At 62.4% G+C, this 15816-nt stretch carries 19 protein-coding genes and 1 pseudogene; 11 read left to right on the top strand and 9 right to left on the bottom strand.

Annotation, left to right across the window (positions count from 1 at the left end):
• Window positions 1–24: 24 nt before the first annotated feature.
• Window positions 25–1008 (bottom strand): NAD(P)/FAD-dependent oxidoreductase, encoded by a 984-nt coding sequence (locus tag CXQ81_RS27455; protein ID WP_007928371.1) that lies wholly within the window; start codon window positions 1006–1008, stop codon window positions 25–27.
• A gap of 196 nt (window positions 1009–1204) precedes the next feature.
• Here CXQ81_RS27455 and CXQ81_RS27450 point away from each other — a divergent pair, with 196 nt between their 5' ends.
• The gene (locus CXQ81_RS27450; protein ID WP_101339072.1) at window positions 1205–2107 is read left to right on the top strand and encodes a TIGR01777 family oxidoreductase; all 903 of its coding nucleotides are present in this window, start codon (window positions 1205–1207) and stop codon (window positions 2105–2107) included.
• Between the two features lie 13 nt (window positions 2108–2120).
• The gene (hemH, locus tag CXQ81_RS27445; protein ID WP_101339071.1) at window positions 2121–3137 is read left to right on the top strand and encodes a ferrochelatase; all 1017 of its coding nucleotides are present in this window, start codon (window positions 2121–2123) and stop codon (window positions 3135–3137) included.
• Between the two features lie 88 nt (window positions 3138–3225).
• Here hemH and CXQ81_RS27440 read toward each other — a convergent pair whose 3' ends face one another.
• Window positions 3226–4500 (bottom strand): uracil-xanthine permease family protein, encoded by a 1275-nt coding sequence (locus tag CXQ81_RS27440; protein ID WP_101339070.1) that lies wholly within the window; start codon window positions 4498–4500, stop codon window positions 3226–3228.
• 2 nt (window positions 4501–4502) lie between these two features.
• Window positions 4503–5141: a uracil phosphoribosyltransferase gene (upp, locus tag CXQ81_RS27435; RefSeq protein WP_007928379.1), complete on the bottom strand. Its 639-nt coding sequence runs from the start codon at window positions 5139–5141 to the stop codon at window positions 4503–4505.
• A 166-nt stretch (window positions 5142–5307) separates the two neighbouring features.
• On the opposite strand from upp, the gene CXQ81_RS27430 reads away from it, so the two are divergent.
• The 4 genes from CXQ81_RS27430 (at window position 5308) to CXQ81_RS27415 (ending at window position 7269) form a co-directional block, all read left to right on the top strand.
• Window positions 5308–5865, top strand: a complete 558-nt coding sequence (locus CXQ81_RS27430) for a hypoxanthine-guanine phosphoribosyltransferase (protein ID WP_007928381.1) — start codon at window positions 5308–5310, stop codon at window positions 5863–5865.
• Between the two features lie 3 nt (window positions 5866–5868).
• Window positions 5869–6342 carry a WbuC family cupin fold metalloprotein gene (locus CXQ81_RS27425; protein ID WP_101339069.1) on the top strand — a complete coding sequence of 158 codons (474 nt, stop codon included), beginning with the start codon at window positions 5869–5871 and terminating at the stop codon, window positions 6340–6342.
• Between the two features lie 90 nt (window positions 6343–6432).
• Complete coding sequence (locus tag CXQ81_RS27420) at window positions 6433–6918, top strand: hypothetical protein (RefSeq protein ID WP_007928383.1); 486 nt, start codon at window positions 6433–6435, stop codon at window positions 6916–6918.
• A 63-nt stretch (window positions 6919–6981) separates the two neighbouring features.
• Window positions 6982–7269: a PA4642 family protein gene (locus tag CXQ81_RS27415; protein WP_007928384.1), complete on the top strand. Its 288-nt coding sequence runs from the start codon at window positions 6982–6984 to the stop codon at window positions 7267–7269.
• 91 nt (window positions 7270–7360) lie between these two features.
• On the opposite strand, the gene mqo is transcribed toward CXQ81_RS27415, so the two are convergent.
• Window positions 7361–8872: a malate dehydrogenase (quinone) gene (gene mqo, locus CXQ81_RS27410; protein WP_053262586.1), complete on the bottom strand. Its 1512-nt coding sequence runs from the start codon at window positions 8870–8872 to the stop codon at window positions 7361–7363.
• Between the two features lie 732 nt (window positions 8873–9604).
• Window positions 9605–9838: a hypothetical protein gene (locus CXQ81_RS27405; RefSeq protein WP_025806225.1), complete on the bottom strand. Its 234-nt coding sequence runs from the start codon at window positions 9836–9838 to the stop codon at window positions 9605–9607.
• 206 nt (window positions 9839–10044) lie between these two features.
• Between CXQ81_RS27405 and CXQ81_RS27400 the strand changes: the two genes are divergently transcribed.
• Window positions 10045–10629, top strand: a complete 585-nt coding sequence (locus CXQ81_RS27400) for a YajG family lipoprotein (RefSeq protein ID WP_009045547.1) — start codon at window positions 10045–10047, stop codon at window positions 10627–10629.
• Between the two features lie 157 nt (window positions 10630–10786).
• On the opposite strand, the gene CXQ81_RS27395 is transcribed toward CXQ81_RS27400, so the two are convergent.
• Window positions 10787–10993, bottom strand: coding sequence for a hypothetical protein (locus CXQ81_RS27395; RefSeq protein ID WP_007928392.1), 207 nt, complete (start codon window positions 10991–10993; stop codon window positions 10787–10789).
• A 187-nt stretch (window positions 10994–11180) separates the two neighbouring features.
• On the opposite strand from CXQ81_RS27395, the gene CXQ81_RS27390 reads away from it, so the two are divergent.
• Window positions 11181–11468 carry a hypothetical protein gene (locus tag CXQ81_RS27390; protein WP_101339068.1) on the top strand — a complete coding sequence of 96 codons (288 nt, stop codon included), beginning with the start codon at window positions 11181–11183 and terminating at the stop codon, window positions 11466–11468.
• A 108-nt stretch (window positions 11469–11576) separates the two neighbouring features.
• Here the strand turns inward: CXQ81_RS27390 and CXQ81_RS27385 are convergent, their stop codons facing one another.
• Window positions 11577–12743, bottom strand: coding sequence for a 1-acyl-sn-glycerol-3-phosphate acyltransferase (locus tag CXQ81_RS27385; protein WP_178081089.1), 1167 nt, complete (start codon window positions 12741–12743; stop codon window positions 11577–11579).
• Window positions 12744–12885: 142 nt separating this feature from the next.
• Between CXQ81_RS27385 and CXQ81_RS27380 the strand changes: the two genes are divergently transcribed.
• The 3 genes from CXQ81_RS27380 to CXQ81_RS27370 are packed head-to-tail and all read left to right on the top strand — an operon-like array spanning window position 12886 to window position 13995.
• Entirely contained in the window at window positions 12886–13068 is a 183-nt protein-coding gene (locus CXQ81_RS27380) for a CPXCG motif-containing cysteine-rich protein (RefSeq protein WP_007928395.1), read from the top strand.
• 11 nt (window positions 13069–13079) lie between these two features.
• Entirely contained in the window at window positions 13080–13340 is a 261-nt protein-coding gene (locus CXQ81_RS27375) for a putative signal transducing protein (protein ID WP_007928396.1), read from the top strand.
• A 34-nt stretch (window positions 13341–13374) separates the two neighbouring features.
• Entirely contained in the window at window positions 13375–13995 is a 621-nt protein-coding gene (locus CXQ81_RS27370) for an SOS response-associated peptidase (RefSeq protein WP_101339066.1), read from the top strand.
• Between the two features lie 102 nt (window positions 13996–14097).
• On the opposite strand, the gene CXQ81_RS31845 is transcribed toward CXQ81_RS27370, so the two are convergent.
• Together CXQ81_RS31845 and CXQ81_RS31840 are read right to left on the bottom strand one after the other, a co-directional pair.
• The gene (locus CXQ81_RS31845; protein WP_370686835.1) at window positions 14098–14841 is read right to left on the bottom strand and encodes a methyl-accepting chemotaxis protein; all 744 of its coding nucleotides are present in this window, start codon (window positions 14839–14841) and stop codon (window positions 14098–14100) included.
• 111 nt (window positions 14842–14952) lie between these two features.
• Window positions 14953–15150 (bottom strand): annotated as a pseudogene (locus CXQ81_RS31840) (HAMP domain-containing protein); the annotation flags it as partial.
• Between the last annotated feature and the right edge of the window lie 666 nt (window positions 15151–15816).

The raw sequence follows: 15816 nt of genomic DNA, 5'->3' as shown, positions 1-15816 counted from the left end.
GCAAGGTTACGCGGGGTGATGCGCTTACAGGTTTTCGTGCAACCGGCGGGCGGCCTCCTGCCCGCTGAGCCAGGCTCCTTCGACGCGACCGGACAGGCACCAGTCGCCGCACACATAGAGCCCCAGGTCGACATCCGCCAGGGCTCCCCACTCATGGCTGCTGGCCGGGCGAGCGTAGAGCCAGCGGTGGGCGAGGCTGAAGGTCGGGGCGGGCATGGCGCTGTGCAGCAGTTCGGCGAATGCGCCGTGCAGCTGTTCGATCACGGCTTCTTTCGGCAGATCGATGTGCTGGCGGCTCCAGGTGCTGCTGGCATGCAGGACCCAGGTGTCGAGGCTGTTGTCGCGTCCTGGCTTGCTACGGTTGCGGGCTAGCCAGTCCAGCGGGCTGTCCTGTACGAAGCAGCCTTCCACCGGGGTTTCCAGCGCGCTCTCGAATGCCAGGGCGACAGCCCAGGTTGGGTCCATTTTCACCCCGGCGGCGGCACTCGCCAGTTTCGGTGCGGCGGCCAGCAGGGCGGTGGCCTGGGGGGCCGGCGTGGCGATGATCACGTGGCTGAACGGACCATGGGTGAAACCTTCGGCATCCTGCAGGTGCCAATGCTGTTCGCCGCGGTAGACCTCGGTGATGCGGCAGGCGAAATGCACCTCCGTTTCACCCAGCAGGCCACGGGTGATGGCGCTCATGCGTGGGGTGCCGACCCAGCGGGTCTGTTCGTCCGGCGACGGGGTGAGCTGGCCGCCATGGAAGTTGTACAGCTGCGGCGCCCATTCGGCGGCCCAGCCATTGGCTTGCCAGCGCTGGACTTCGGTGACGAAGCGCCGGTCGCGGGCGGTGAAATATTGCGCGCCCATGTCCAGCGCGCCGGCGTCGCTGCGTTTGCTGGACATACGCCCGCCGCTGCCGCGGCTCTTGTCGAAGAGTTGCACGACATGCCCGGCGTCTCTCAGCGCCTGGGTGGCGGAGAGTCCGGCGATGCCGGTACCAATGATTGCGATGGGTACGGTCATAGGGGCCTCGTTTACCTTTCTGTGCAGACTACGCCGTCGTTAAAATCTGTACAATTTTGTTGTTTGGTATAACTTTCGGCGTTATCGGTTTTACAGGGTGTCCTATTGTTAAACACAGAGCCTGCCCGATTGAAAAGATCCCTGCTTATAAAAATAGACTAGGGATGGGGGTAAAACGCCACGCGAGGAAGATGTCATGCACATATTGCTGACCGGCGGTACTGGTTTGATAGGACGTCAGCTCTGCCGTCACTGGTTGACCCAGGGCCATCAGTTGACCGTATGGAGTCGTCGGCCCACCGAGGTGCCCAAACTCTGTGGCGCTCAGGTTCGTGGCATCGCCCGCCTGGACGAGCTCGCAGAGGAACCGGTCGACGCCATCATTAATCTGGCGGGAGCACCGATCGCCGATCGGCCCTGGACTCACAAGCGCAAGGCGTTGCTCTGGAGCAGCCGCATTACCCTGACGGAAAAGCTGCTGGCCTGGCTGGAAAGCCGGGGGCAGAAGCCCGGGTTGCTGATCTCCGGGTCGGCCGTGGGCTGGTATGGAGATGGCGGGGAGCGCGAGCTGAACGAGGATTCGCCCCCGGTCAGTGAGGATTTCGCCAGCCAGTTGTGTATCGCCTGGGAGGAGACCGCGCAGCGTGCCGAGGCCATGGGCCTGCGTGTGGTGCTGATTCGCACGGGCCTGGTGCTGGCGGCCGAGGGCGGCTTTTTGTCGCGCCTGCTGCTGCCCTTCAAACTGGCGCTGGGCGGGCCGATCGGCAACGGTCGGCAGTGGATGCCGTGGATTCATATCAAGGATCAAATCGCCCTGATTGATTTTCTTCTGCACCGCAGTGATGCCAGCGGTCCTTATAATGCCTGCGCGCCCAAGCCGGTGCGCAATCGCGAGTTCGCCAAGACCCTGGGCAGCGTCTTGCACCGGCCGGCGGTAGTGCCGGTGCCGGCCTTTGTCTTGCGTGTCGGCCTGGGGGAATTGTCGTTGCTGCTGCTGGGTGGTCAGCGCGCGGTCCCTGCGCGGTTGCAGGCCGCCGGATTCACTTTCCAGTTCACTGATTTGCGTGCGGCCCTGGACGACTTGTCCAGCCGCCTCTGAAATAGGACGTTGCATGACCGATCACGCGTTGCTCCTGGTCAACCTGGGTTCGCCGGCCTCCACCTCGGTGGCAGATGTGCGCAGCTACCTCAATCAATTCCTGATGGACCCTTACGTGATCGATCTGCCGTGGCCGGTTCGGCGGCTGCTGGTGTCGCTGATCCTGATCAAGCGTCCGGAGCAATCGGCCCATGCCTACGCCTCGATCTGGTGGGAGCAGGGTTCGCCGCTGGTGGTGCTCAGCCGCCGCTTGCAGGAAGCCATGACGCGGGAGTGGAAGCACGGCCCGGTGGAACTGGCGATGCGTTATGGCGAGCCGTCCATCGAGTCGGCGTTGCTGCGCCTGGTGGCCCAGGGGCAGAAGAAGATCACCCTGGCGCCGCTTTATCCACAATTCGCCGACAGCACCGTGACCACGGTGGTGGAGGAAGCCCGGCGGGTGATTCGGGACAAGAAGCTGGATGTGCAGCTTTCGGTGCTGCAGCCGTTTTACGATCGGCCGGAGTACCTCGACGCGCTGGTGGCCAGTGCCAGGCCGCACCTGCAACAGGACTTCGATCATCTGCTGCTGAGCTTCCATGGCTTGCCCGAGCGGCACCTGAAAAAGCTCAATCCCGGCCACAGCCTGGAAGGCGATTGCTGCCGCGACGCGACACCCGAGGTGGCCGCCACCTGTTACCGCGGCCAGTGCCTGAGCACGGCCCGGGCATTCGCCGAGCGCATGGGGCTGGCGGACGGCAAGTGGTCGGTGTCGTTCCAGTCCCGTCTGGGGCGTGCCAAGTGGATCGAGCCCTACACCGAAGCGCGCCTGGATGAGTTGGCCCGACAGGGGGTGAAGAAGATCCTGGTGATGTGCCCGGCGTTTGTCGCCGACTGCATCGAGACCCTGGAAGAGATCGGTGATCGCGGTCGCGAACAGTTCCGCGAAGCGGGAGGGGAGGAGTTGGTGCTGGTGCCGTGCCTGAACGACGACCCGCAATGGGCCAAGGCATTGAACACCTTGTGCGAGCGTGCGCCTTTGGCGTTGTAAATGCATCGCGGGCAAGCCTCGCTCCTACGGCAACACCGTTTGTAGGAGCGAAGCTTGCCCGCGACGGATTTCCGGCTGACGCGGATCCTCAGATCAGCGGTTCCTCAGCCTTCTTGTTCTTCCAGCCATCGTTGCCCGGCAGGATCAGGTTCAGCGCAATCGCGACGACGGCGCACAGGGCGATTCCTTTCAGACCGAAGTCGTCCGGACCGGTACCGGTACCGATCAACACCCCGCCAATCCCGAACACCAGGGTCACCGAGACGATCACCAGATTGCGGGCTTCGCCCAGGTCGATCTTGTGACGGATCAGGGTGTTCATGCCCACCGCCGCGATCGAGCCGAACAACAGGCAGAGAATCCCGCCCATCACCGGTACCGGAATGCTTTGCAGCAGTGCGCCGAACTTGCCGATAAACGCCAGGCTGATGGCGAAGACTGCCGCCCAGGTCATGATTTTCGGGTTGTAGTTCTTGGTCAGCATGACCGCGCCAGTCACTTCGGCGTAGGTGGTATTGGGCGGACCGCCGAACAGGCCGGCGGCGGTGGTGGCGATGCCGTCACCGAGCAGGGTGCGATGCAGGCCCGGCTTCTTCAGGTAATCACGACCGGTCACGCTGCCGACTGCGATCACCCCACCGATGTGCTCGATGGCGGGTGCCAGGGCCACAGGGACGATGAACAGGATCGCCTGCCAGTTGAACTCCGGCGCGGTGAAGTGCGGCAGGGCCAGCCAGGGCGCCGCGGCGATCTTCGCGGTATCGACCACGCCGAAGTAGAACGACAGGGCAAAGCCCACCAGTACCCCGGAGATGATCGGCACCAGGCGGAAGATGCCTTTGCCGAACACCGCGACGATCAGGGTGGTCAGCAGCGCCGGCATCGAGATCATCATCGCCGTCTGGTAATGAATCAGCTCGCTGCCGTCGCCGGCCTTGCCCATCGCCATGTTGGCGGCGATCGGTGCCATGGCGAGGCCGATGGAAATGATCACCGGGCCGATCACCACCGGCGGCAGCAGCCGGTCGATGAAACCGGTGCCCTTGATCTTCACCGCCAGGCCCAGGAAGGTATAAACGAAACCGGCCGCCATCACCCCGCCCATGGTCGCGGCCAGGCCGAACTGGCCCTTGGCGAGAATGATCGGGGTGATGAAGGCAAAGCTGGAGGCCAGAAATACCGGTACCTGGCGCCCGGTCACGAGCTGGAACAACAGAGTCCCGAGACCCGCCGTGAACAGCGCCACGTTGGGGTCGAGACCGGTAATCAGCGGCATCAACACCAACGCGCCAAAGGCCACGAAGAGCATCTGCGCGCCAGACAGCACCTGGCGCCAGAGCGGATCGTTGAACTCATCCCGCATGCTCAGGCGTCCTTCTGCTTGGTGCCGAAGATCTTGTCGCCGGCATCGCCCAGGCCCGGGATGATGTAGCCGTGCTCGTTGAGTTTCTGATCGATGGATGCGGTGTAGATGGTCACGTCCGGGTGCGCTTTCTCGACGGCTTCGATGCCTTCGGGAGCGGCGACCAGCACCATGGCGCGGATGTCCTTGCAGCCAGCCTTTTTCAACAGGTCGATGGTCGCGACCATGGAGCTGCCGGTGGCGAGCATCGGGTCGATGATCATGGCCAGGCGTTCGTCGATTTCCGGAACCAGTTTTTCCAGGTAGGTGTGCGCCTGCAGGGTTTCCTCGTTGCGGGCCACGCCCACGGCGCTGACCTTGGCGCCCGGGATCAGGCTGAGCACGCCTTCGAGCATGCCGATACCGGCGCGCAGGATCGGCACCACGGTAATCTTCTTGCCGGCGATCTTCTCGACCTGGACGGGGCCGCACCAGCCCGGAATCTCATAGGATTCGAGCGGCAGGTCTTTGGTGGCTTCGTACGTCAGCAGGGCACCGACTTCCTGAGCGAGCTCGCGGAAGTTCTTCGTGCTAATGTCGGCGCGGCGCATAAGGCCAAGTTTGTGTCGGATCAGCGGATGGCGGATCTCACGGATGGGCATAGGGAAAGGCTCCGGCGGCGGGCAAAAAAACCGGCCTAGATTAATCTATCCGAGGGTGTTGTCCTATAGACATCTAAGTACGTTAGTCCAGAAACGCTTGATCTGACCGGGCCGGATGCGTACCTTTGCTCGCTTTTCCGAAACTGCCACCCCCCTGGAGAGCGCCATGTCCGCTGATCTCGAGCATATCCGTCAAATCATGCGCGAGGCTGACTGCCTGTACACCGAAGCTGAGGTCGAGGCGGCCATCGCCCGAGTCGGTGCACAAATCAATGAACAACTGGCGGAACGCAATCCGGTGGTTTTCTGCGTGATGAACGGTGGCCTGATCTTCTCCGGCAAGCTGCTGACCCACCTCAAATTTCCGCTGGAAGCTTCCTACCTGCACGCTACCCGCTATCGCAACGAAACCAGCGGCGGCGAGCTGTTCTGGAAATCCAAGCCGGAAGTGTCCTTCATCGACCGTGACGTGCTGATCATCGACGACATCCTCGACGAGGGTCATACCCTGGGCGCGATCATCGACTTCTGCAAACACGCCGGTGCCCGCGCGGTGCACACCGCCGTGCTGATCGACAAGGACCACGACCGCAAGGCCCGTCCCGACCTGAAAGCCGACTACGTCGGCCTGCCCTGCGTGGACCGCTACATCTTCGGTTATGGCATGGACTACAAGGGTTACTGGCGCAACGCTGCCGGCATTTTTGCCGTCAAGGGCATGTAAGCCATGAGCGGGCCGAGCTATCTGGATCAGTCGCTGTTTGCCGAACTGACCGAAAAAGCCTCGGCCAGCCCCCGTGGTCGCCATCACCACAATTTCCATCAGATGCCAGAGCCTTGTCACCGCATGGCGGTGGGGCTGCAGCCATCCACCTATATCCCGCCCCATCGCCACCTGAGTGACGACAAGGCCGAGACTCTGCTGGTGCTCAAGGGGCGCCTGGGCCTGCTGATTTTCGACGACGCCGGTCAGGTACTGGAAAAACGTGTGCTGCAGGCGGGTGGCGATTGCATGGGCGTCGACCTGCCGGTCGGCGTCTTCCATGGCCTGGTGGTGCTTGAGCCCGATAGCCTGATGTTCGAATGCAAGGCCGGGCCTTATCGCCCGGTCGGCGAAGGTGAACTGGCCGCTTGGGCGCCCCGCGAGGGGGAGTCGGGTGTGGCTGAATACCAGGCCTGGATGCGCGCCCAGTTCGACTGAGCGCCATCCTCGCGCTTGAGCTGTAGCCGCGCCTGCAAAAATCTGCTCTGACCCATGCTAGAGTGCCAGGCCTTGTGTCCGGAGCCTGTCATGAGCCTTTTGATTCGCAGTTGCGCGGCCTTTGTTCTGATCCTGAGCCTGCCCCTGGCCGCCGCCCCGGCGCCCATGCATGCGCAGTTCCTGCCTCCCGATGACCTGACCCTGCGTGACGCCGCCCCCGAGCAGCAACAGTTGTTGCAGGTCACCGAATACTCGGTGGTCATCGGCAGCCAGCGCCAATCCAACCAGCAACCGATCCCGGTCACTTCGCCGCTGCTGGTCCGGCTCAAGGGCAAGCCGTTGAACAAGGGCGCGACCATCAGCCAGGTGCTGGTGAATTTCGACGGCGAGAGCAAAAGCCTGAAAAAGCCCCAGTTCGACGCCAAGAGCAAGACCCTCACCCTGTTCTATCCATTGGCCCAGTATCGGGTGGTGATGGACCTGTTGCGCAATGACACGGTGTATTGCCAGTTCCTCAGCTACGCCAACGGCCACATCTGGGCCGATCTGCACACCGGCGCCGTACGCTCGCGTTGAGGCCCGACGCAGCCTGGGGGTAAACTGCCTGCCCCGTGAAATGTCTGCGAGCTGGAGTCGGCAATGCGTAAAGATAAGAAACAAGTGATTGGTGACGAGATCGGCGATGCGCAGATCAAACTGTTCCTCGATTTCGAGCCGGCCGACGCCACTTCGCCGTCCCTGCACAAGCTGATCAAGGCCTATCGTGGCCTGCGTATCGACGATTTCGAGCGTTTCCTGGTGTTCTTCGTCGAGGCCGGTTACGACCTGGACGGCAAGGACGAACACGGCAAGGACTTTGTGGCCCTGATCCAGGACCAGCGCAATGCCGCCGACTACATCGAACTGATCGAAAAAGCCCGCGGCTGAAAATGCGCCGCGCCGGCTGTGGTTGTCTTTAAGCAGCCATAAAAAAACGCCCCGTTCTCCAAGAGAGCGGGGCGTTTTTCATGAGCGCGGCTTAAGCGTAGCTTTCGGCTTCGCTGCTCTGTTCGACCAACTCCAGGCTGACGTTGTTCTCGCTGTTGATCTTGCGGTACAGCGCGGCGTCGGTTTCCAGGGCCTTTTCACGGGCCGGGAAGATTTCCTTGAGCTTGCTGGCCCACTCGCCGCTGGCCTTGGCCGGGAAGCAGCGCTCGATCAGTTCCAGCATGATCGAGACGGTCACCGAAGCGCCTGGCGAAGCGCCGAGCAGGGCGGCGAGGGAGCCGTCCTTGGCCGCGACCAGCTCGGTACCAAACTGCAGCACGCCGCCTTTCTTCGGATCCTTCTTGATGATCTGCACCCGCTGGCCGGCCACTTCCAGGCGCCAGTCTTCGGCCTTGGCCTCCGGGTAGAAGCGGCGGAGGGATTCCAGACGCTGCTCCATGGACTGCATCACTTCGCTGACCAGGTACTTGGTCAGGTCCATGTTGTTCTTGGCCACGGCCAGCATAGGGCCGATATTGCCGGCGCGAACCGACATCGGCAGGTCCATGAACGAACCGTGCTTGAGGAACTTGGTGGTGAAGCCGGCGTAAGGTCCGAACAGCAGGGACTTCTTGCCATCGACCACGCGGGTGTCCAGGTGCGGCACGGACATCGGTGGCGAACCGACCGCGGCCTGGCTGTAGACCTTGGCCTGGTGATGCTTGACCACTTCCGGATTGTCGCAGCGCAGCCACTGGCCGCTGATCGGGAAGCCGCCGAAGCCTTTGCTTTCCTCGATGCCCGAAGCCTGTAGCAGCGGCAGGGCCGCGCCACCAGCGCCGAGGAACACGAACTTGGCGTCGACTTCACGGGTGTTGCCGCTGTTGACGTCCTTGATGCTGACGGTCCAGCCGTTGTCCTTGTTGCGTTTCAGGCCGGTCACGCGCTTGCAGTACTTGACCTGGGCATCGGGTGCGCTGGTCAGGTGCTTGAGCAACTGGTTGGTCAGGGCGCCGAAGTTGACGTCGGTGCCGTTGATCACGCGGGTGGCGGCGAGGACTTCGTCAGCCGCGCGGCCCGGCATCATCAGCGGCATCCACTCGGCCATCTTGGCTTTGTCTTCGGTGTATTCCATGTCCGCGAAAGCGTGGTGCTTGCTCAGCACTTCAAAGCGCTTCTTCAGGAAGGACACACCGCTGTCGCCCTGAACGAAGCTCAGGTGCGGCACCGGGCTGATAAAGGACTTGGACGAGCCGAAGGTGCCTTTCTTGGTCAGGTAGGACCAGAACTGCTTCGACACCTCGAACTGGGTATTGATGTGCACGGCTTTCTTGATATCGACGGAACCGTCGGCGGCCTGTGGCGTGTAGTTCAGCTCACAGAGGCCGGCGTGGCCGGTACCGGCGTTGTTCCACGGGTTGGAACTTTCCGCGGCACCCGAATCCATCAGCTCGACGACTTCCAGCTTGATCGCGGGGTCGAGCTCCTTGAGCAGTACAGCGAGGGTGGCACTCATGATGCCGGCCCCAACCAATACGACGTCTACTGCTTCGTTATGCGCCATTAACGCGTCTCCAAAATCTGCAGCACCAAATTGACGGCATAGCTGCCAGGAGTAAGGGGCGGTTCACGTTATGCCCCGGGTCACTCATGGCCAGGATCGCCATGTCCGAATCTTCGCAATTTTTCGCAACTTCGACGGACGCTACCAACCGGGCCTGATCCGCGTATGAACGCATTTCAGGGCAGGGCCGGCAATTCGACTTATGGTCAAGAGTCCGTTTGTGCAACCAAATCCGTAGCGGACAGGCTTCAAGCGCAAGTATCTGAGGCGTGCTCGGTCCTGTGTAATCGGGCTGTTGTAGACGCTAATGGTGCCAGTACAGACGCAAAACTATTCATTTGCTCGCCACACTCTTGTGAAGTTGTGAAAACCCGTTTTTTCACGCTCTTTTGAAGACGTGAACCTCAAAAAAGGGCTGTCCAAGCCTGGCACCGGCCCGAGGGGTGAATGCCGACATGGAGCACGTGGCATTAACGGGCGAACAGCTTAGTGGCCGAGCAATGGCAGCTCTGCAGATGCGCGAAAAGCGGTGGTTTGCAAGATGAACAGCAAGCACGCCGGCTTCACTCGATCTGTGTGGGCGGCTCTCTGTGGGCAATGCGGGGGAGCTGAAGCTGATGCATCAGCGATGCTGCGAGGCCCGATCAGGAGACGTCCTTATAATCGGGGGGAGATTGTAACGAAGAAACGCGCGGAAATGATCCTGTTTAATGACTTTTATTAGTCTTTTGGTCAGGTAGCCATCATCGGTTGCACCCGGGCGCGGGCAATGCGTGGGCTGACGCGGGCGCTGGCGGGTAGCGGCTGGTGCAACCAGTTGAGACGGATTTCCTCGATTTCCACCCAGCCGTCGCCCATTGGCGGCACTTTGCAGTGCTTGAAAGCCTGGCAGCGGCCCTGCGGGTCGAGCTTGGCGAAGCTGCGGTATTTCTGGCGCGGAGCGAACAAGGACCAGAGGAAATGCATGGCGATGTACCTGTTGGGCAGTTGCGATGAAGAATGCCGCCCGGGCGTTACATGGCCATGTAACGTCCGTGACGGGGAGGTTACAGCAAGCGCCTTGTGCCGAACCTGTATGAGAGCTGACTGACTCGCGCCGGGCCGCTGGTTAGCGGCCGCTGACCCCCGCTATACTGCGCGTCTGTCTGTGCCTGATTCCTGGAGAAATGAGCATGTTGCAACGCCTGTTGTTCGGTTTGATCACTGTGACCAGTTTGACGCTGGCTGGCTGCGCCCATAGCCCGCAACAACTCAGTCCGGAACCGAAGCTCACCACTCAGCTTGCGCCGGTCGGCCATGGTCAGCCGGTGGTCGTGAAAGTGGTCGATGGCCGTCCGTCGCCAACCCTGGGTACCCGCGGCGGGCTGTACCCTGAAACCAGTGCGATTACCGTCCAGGGCGCGCAGATCCTGCCGAAGCTGCAGGCCCAGGCCGAAGCTGCGGTACGTTTGCTTGGCTTTACCCCGACCGCCAACGCGCTGAACGCTCCGCAACTGACCGTGACCCTGGCCGAGCTGAAGTATCAGTCGCCCAAGGAAGGCCTGTACGTGACCGAGGCCACCATCGGCGCGACCTTCCGTTCCGATGTGCAGAACGCCAACCGCCGCTACAGCGGTCGCTACGGTGCGTCCCTGGACCAGCGTTTCGGCATGGCGCCGAACCAGGAAACCAATACCAAGCTGGTCAGCGACGTGCTCAGCGACGCCTTGACCCGCCTGTTCAAGGACCCGAGCATCGGCCAGATTCTCGGCGAATGATGTGAGCTTTGTGTAGCCGCTGCCGCAGGCTCGGGCCGCGTTCGGACGATAAGGCCCGAAGGGCCTTGCTTGACGGCTTCGGCGCTGTACACAAAAAAGCCCGGCTTCCACAGAAGCCGGGCTTTTTATTGGCTGTCGATTTGTTTCGAGTCCGGCCTCACGCCGCCTCGACGTAAAAATCCAGCACGCTGACCCCTGTCAGCAGATCGGTTTCCGGCAGGTCGGCATGCTGGTGCCCGCCGAGGGCGCAATACACCAGCCAGTGGCGGTCCTGGACGTTGAAGGCCAGGGCGCCGACCAAGGCTTCCTGTTCGTCGCTGGGGGCGATCAGGTAGAGGCGGTCCTGGTTTTCTGCGTGCAGCATGACAAGCTCCGTGTCGGTTTCGAGGGGCGCCAGACTGGCCTGTTTGTATGACGAACGTATGACAGGGCGAATTAACCGGCAGGCGGCTTGTTATCTGTCGGAAAGCCCAGGCAGAAAGTGGGCCTTTGGGTAAAATCCGCGCCGCGAGTCGCCAGGGCTCGTTATCCGGTTTCATTCGAGGTTCGTGATGTCGCTGCAACTGATCTGGTCGCTGTTCAGCGCCCACCCCGCCAAGCTGATCAATATTCTTGCCTTGCTGTTCGCCTTTCCCGGTAGCTGGTTGTTGCACGCCACCCGACGTCGTGAGCAGCGTGCGCTGGCGAATCTGGCCGCCCAGGGCCAATCCCGCTCCCAGGATCTGCCGGCCCAAGTGCTGGACGATGCGACCTTGCGCATGAACCGGTTCTTCTACCGCTTCGGTTTTGCCTGCCTGGGGCTGGCGTTGCTGGTGTCCTGGATCAGTACGCGGTTCTGAAAGCCGAGGCCGCTCTCGCGAGCAAGCTGGCGATCGGCATCGTTTCCCGGCACACATTGCACAAACGACAACGGCGCCTTCTGGCGCCGTTGTCGTGTGCGATGAGCGTTATGGCAATGCCAGTCCCGCCTTGACCCGATACTGATTGCGCACCGGCGTCGCATATTGCAGCACCAGGTACGGGCGATGTTCCTCCGGGCAGGCGTCCAGGCGCCGTTGCCACTCTTCCTGGGCCTTGGCCAGTTCGTCCGCCGGGAACACCTGGGCCGCGCTCGGTACCTGCAGCGCCGGGTCGGCATCGCTCCACTGGGCGTAGGCCAGGTAATGCACCGGGAACAGGCGATAACCGCCGAGGATCTGCCGGTCCATCTCCACCGCCAATTGCTTGGTGTCCTCGAACAGCTCGCTGATCGGCGCGGCGAAGTTCACGTGGACCCGGCCCTTATAGCCGGTGATGCCCTTGGCGATGCTGATGTCGTCCTCGCCCGGGGCCTTGGTGTAGCTGCCGGTGGTGGCGCGGATATACAGCTCGCGGGCCTTGGCCTGATCGCAAGGGTCGTATTCGTAGCTGATCGACACCGGGGTCAGGTTCAGCGACTGGATGACCTCGCCGAACGGCTCGTCCTTGCGGCTCATATGGAACATCTTGAGGATCGCCGACTCGGTACGGTCGTCGCCGTCCTTGGCCCGGCCTTCGGCCTGGGCGATCCAGATCGACGCGCAATCGTTGCGGATCGAGTGGTTGATGTAGGCCGACAGCAGTTGGTAGGCGGCCATCTTTTCCCGGCGTCCGCTGATAGAACGGTGCACGATGAAGCTCTTGTTCAGACGCATCAGGTCGCTGACGAAGGGCTTTTGCAGCAGGTTGTCGCCGATGGCGATGCGCGGGGTCGGCAGCCCGGCGTGGTACACCGCGTAATTGACGAAGGCCGGGTCCATCACGATGTCGCGGTGGTTGGCGATAAACAGGTAGGCGCTGCCGGACTTGAATTGCTCGACCCCGGTGTAGGTCACGCCGTCGGTGGCCCGCTCGATGGTGCGGTCGACGTAGAACTCGACCTTGTCCTGCAGGGTCGCCACCGAAGTGACCGCGGCGAACTCACGGCGCAGCCGATGAGCTATAAGGGGTTTGAGCAGCCAGCCGAAAGCACCGGCAAAGCGCGGGAAGCTGAAGTGGGTGAGGATATCTAGAAACGCCTTGTCGCCGAGCAGTCGAGCCAGCACCGCTGGTACTTCAGTGTCGTCGTAAGGTCGGATGGCATCGAATTCGCCCATCATGCTCTCTTGTTGGAAACGGCTAGGTAAGAAAAGGTTTGGATCGAAAAATAGCCGGGCGCGGTCTGAAAAGTAAGCTCAGATCTCAATAGCCCTGCAAATAGACCGGCGATTATACGCACAAGTCACTCCGGAGGCCGCGATGCTGGAAACCGAGCGCTATCAATGTCCCTACTGTGGTGAAGAGGCCGAGGCTGTACTGGACCTGTCCGGGGGCGATCAGCAGTACATCGAGGATTGTCCGGTCTGTTGTCGGCCCATTGTGTTCACCCTGCAGACCGACGGGCAGGAATGGATGCTCGACGTGCGCAGCGAAAACGAGTGACGGGGGGCTTTATGCAGCGAATCTACGAACCGGAAAACCTGCTGGAGGCAGAGTTGCTCCAGGGCATGCTGGCCAGCGAGGGGGTCGAGGCGCATCTGGTGGGGCGGGATTTGCTTGGCGGTACCGGTGAGTTGCCCATGTTCGGCCTCCTTGGGCTGGCGGTGGATAACGATCAGGCGCAATACGCTCGGGAGCTGATCGCCGCGTACAATGCCGCGCTGCCGATGCCCGGCGACGAGCCGGCCAATCATGCCGGTGTGCTGATCTGTTAGGCTGGCCGCCGATTTTCCGAGAGTTGTTTGCCCCATGTGTGGACGTTATGCCCTGTTTCGCTGGAACCAAGCGTTTGCCGCCTTGCCCGGATTTCCGGCGGACCAGCAGGCGCAGTGGAACATTTCACCCAACGATTCGGTGCTGATCCTGCGCAGCAGCGACGGCCAGCGCAACCTTGCCCGCGCCCGCTGGGGTCTGACGCCGCCCTGGCTGACCGATCTGTCGCGCACCCCGGCCCATGCCCGTGCCGAAACTCTGGCCGAACAGCCGATGTTCCGCGAAGCCTTTCGCCAGCGCCGCTGCCTGCTGCCGGCCAACGGTTTTTACGAATGGCGCGGCGGCACCCGCAAACGCCCGTACTGGCTGACGCCGGGGGAGGGTTCGTCGCTGTTCTTCGCAGCGATCTGGGAAGCCTATCCAGTGCAGGAACAGGTCTGGCTGAGCACCGCGGTGGTCACCCAGCCGGCGGCCAGCCAGCGTCGGCCATTGATTCTCGATGCCCAGGGCCAGGAAGCCTGGCTCGACCCCGATACACCGTTGCCGATGCTGCAAGCCTTGCTGGCCAGCCCACCAGCCGCCTTGCGCGAGCGGGTGCTGGCCAACCTGGTGAACGATCCGAAGCTCAACGCCCCGGAATGCCTGACCCCGGGTTGACGCCGTCCCTGAATCGCGTGGCCTGATTCGGCGAGCGCTTCGCACGGAGTGCCGCCCAACTCGATCGCTGCCGAAGGCTGCGCAAGGTCCGCAGGGCCTTTTTTACACCTTGAACTGATTGATCAGGCGCCGCTGCTGCTCGGCCAGCTTGGTCAGGCCGGCGCTGGCCGCGCTGGATTCGTCGGCGCCGCCCGCCACTTCGTTGGCCACCTGGCCGATATTGATCACGTTGCGGTTGATGTCCTCGGCGACCGCGCTCTGCTCTTCGGCGGCGCTGGCGATCTGGGTGTTCATGTCGTTGATCACCGACACCGCCTGAGTGATGGTTTCCAGGGCCTCGGCTGCTTTTGCCGCGTGCTGCACGCTTTCGTCGGTGCGGTTCTGGCTGTCCTCCATGACCCGCACCACATCGCGGGTGCCTTGCTGCAGTTGCTGGATCATCGACTGGATTTCTTCGGTCGCCTGCTGGGTCTTCTGCGCCAGGTTGCGTACTTCGTCGGCCACCACGGCAAAGCCGCGGCCCTGTTCGCCGGCGCGGGCGGCTTCGATGGCGGCGTTGAGGGCCAGCAGGTTGGTCTGTTCGGCGATGCCGCGAATGGCGATCAGGATTGCGTTGATGTTTTCGCTGTCCTTGGCCAGGGTCTGCACGACGCCCACAGCCCGGCCGATTTCCACGGCCAGGGCGCCGATGGCGGTCGAGGTGTCGCGCACGATCCGCATGCCCTGGCTGGCGGCCTGGTCGGCATGGTTGGCGGCTTGCGCGGCCTGGGTCGCGTTGCGGGCCACGTCCTGGGCGGTGGCGGTCATTTCATGCACGGCGGTGGCCACCTGGTCGATCTCGGCCATCTGCTTGTGCACGCCCTGGTTGGTGCGAATGGCGATATCGGCAGTGTGTTCGGAGGAGTCGCTGACACTCTGCACCGAGGTCACCACCTGGCTGATCATTGCCTGCAGCTTGGCCAGGAAGGTATTGAAGCCCTTGGCGATCGAGCCCAGTTCGTCGGCGCGGTCGCTGCTCAGGCGGCGGGTCAGGTCGCCTTCGCCCTGGGCGATATCGTCGAGCATGGCCACCATTTGCTTGAGCGGACGGGCGATGCCGTGGCCCACCAGCCAGATCACCAGCAGGCCGAGGCCGGCGATGATCAGGCCGACCATGGCCATGCCGAAGGTGTCGGCCTTGCGTTGTTCGGCCAGGTCGCTCTGCAGTTTCTGCAGGTCGGCCATGACAGCGTCCAGCGGCAGTTGCAGCATCAGGGTCCAGCGGGCGTCGGCCTGGCCAATGCCGAACGGCAGGTACAGCTCGATCCGTCCGTTGGCCTGATCGACGTTGTAGTTCACTTCGCCGCGCTTGAGGTTGCCCAGCTTGGCGACTTCCTCGCTGTCGAGAATGTCGCTGACCTTTTCGCCGAACTTGCTCGGGTCCTTGGTGTAGGCCACCAGCCGGCCATTGCCACCGATCAGGGCCATTTCGCCCACGCCGTTATAGAGTTTCCGGTTGGCGCCCAGGAGCATGTCCTGGATGAAGTTCACCGACAGGTCGGCGCCGACGATGCCCTGGAAGGCCCCGTCGAGCAGGATGGGCTCAATAAAGGAGGCGAGCATGACGATCTTGTCGCCGACCTTGTACGGCGCCGGGTCGATCACGCAGGATTTCTTGCTTTCCTTGGAGCACAGGTAGTACTCGCTGGCACGCACGCCAGTGGACAGGACTTTCTGGTCGTCCACGTCCACCAGTTTGTCCTGGCCCAGGCTGCCGTCTTCGTTGCGGAACCACCACGGCAGGAAGCGTCCGTTGCTGGCATCGATACCCACCACCTTGGT

The sequence above is a fragment of the Pseudomonas sp. 09C 129 genome (assembly GCF_002843625.1).
Classification (GTDB): Bacteria; Pseudomonadota; Gammaproteobacteria; order Pseudomonadales; family Pseudomonadaceae; genus Aquipseudomonas; species Aquipseudomonas chlororaphis.
The sequence above is the reverse complement of the archived record's forward strand: the minus strand, read 5'-3'. Positions and strand labels throughout refer to the sequence as shown.

Bases quoted from the DNA above. Each gene is read 5' to 3' on its own strand.
- CXQ81_RS27400 (WP_009045547.1), top strand. From the start codon at position 10,045: ATGTTGCAACGCCTGTTGTTCGGTTTGATCACTGTGACCAGTTTGACG.
- CXQ81_RS27455 (WP_007928371.1), bottom strand. From the start codon at position 1,008: ATGACCGTACCCATCGCAATCATTGGTACCGGCATCGCCGGACTCTCC.
- CXQ81_RS27395 (WP_007928392.1), bottom strand. From the start codon at position 10,993: ATGCTGCACGCAGAAAACCAGGACCGCCTCTACCTGATCGCCCCCAGC.
- CXQ81_RS27415 (WP_007928384.1), top strand. From the start codon at position 6,982: ATGCGTAAAGATAAGAAACAAGTGATTGGTGACGAGATCGGCGATGCG.
- CXQ81_RS27420 (WP_007928383.1), top strand. From the start codon at position 6,433: ATGAGCCTTTTGATTCGCAGTTGCGCGGCCTTTGTTCTGATCCTGAGC.
- mqo (WP_053262586.1), bottom strand. From the start codon at position 8,872: ATGGCGCATAACGAAGCAGTAGACGTCGTATTGGTTGGGGCCGGCATC.
- CXQ81_RS27380 (WP_007928395.1), top strand. From the start codon at position 12,886: ATGCTGGAAACCGAGCGCTATCAATGTCCCTACTGTGGTGAAGAGGCC.
- hemH (WP_101339071.1), top strand. From the start codon at position 2,121: ATGACCGATCACGCGTTGCTCCTGGTCAACCTGGGTTCGCCGGCCTCC.
- upp (WP_007928379.1), bottom strand. From the start codon at position 5,141: ATGCCCATCCGTGAGATCCGCCATCCGCTGATCCGACACAAACTTGGC.
- CXQ81_RS27375 (WP_007928396.1), top strand. From the start codon at position 13,080: ATGCAGCGAATCTACGAACCGGAAAACCTGCTGGAGGCAGAGTTGCTC.
- CXQ81_RS27390 (WP_101339068.1), top strand. From the start codon at position 11,181: ATGTCGCTGCAACTGATCTGGTCGCTGTTCAGCGCCCACCCCGCCAAG.
- CXQ81_RS27425 (WP_101339069.1), top strand. From the start codon at position 5,869: ATGAGCGGGCCGAGCTATCTGGATCAGTCGCTGTTTGCCGAACTGACC.
- CXQ81_RS27430 (WP_007928381.1), top strand. From the start codon at position 5,308: ATGTCCGCTGATCTCGAGCATATCCGTCAAATCATGCGCGAGGCTGAC.
- CXQ81_RS27405 (WP_025806225.1), bottom strand. From the start codon at position 9,838: ATGCATTTCCTCTGGTCCTTGTTCGCTCCGCGCCAGAAATACCGCAGC.
- CXQ81_RS31845 (WP_370686835.1), bottom strand. From the start codon at position 14,841: ATGGCCGAGATCGACCAGGTGGCCACCGCCGTGCATGAAATGACCGCC.
- CXQ81_RS27440 (WP_101339070.1), bottom strand. From the start codon at position 4,500: ATGCGGGATGAGTTCAACGATCCGCTCTGGCGCCAGGTGCTGTCTGGC.
- CXQ81_RS27385 (WP_178081089.1), bottom strand. From the start codon at position 12,743: ATGGGCGAATTCGATGCCATCCGACCTTACGACGACACTGAAGTACCA.
- CXQ81_RS27450 (WP_101339072.1), top strand. From the start codon at position 1,205: ATGCACATATTGCTGACCGGCGGTACTGGTTTGATAGGACGTCAGCTC.
- CXQ81_RS27370 (WP_101339066.1), top strand. From the start codon at position 13,375: ATGTGTGGACGTTATGCCCTGTTTCGCTGGAACCAAGCGTTTGCCGCC.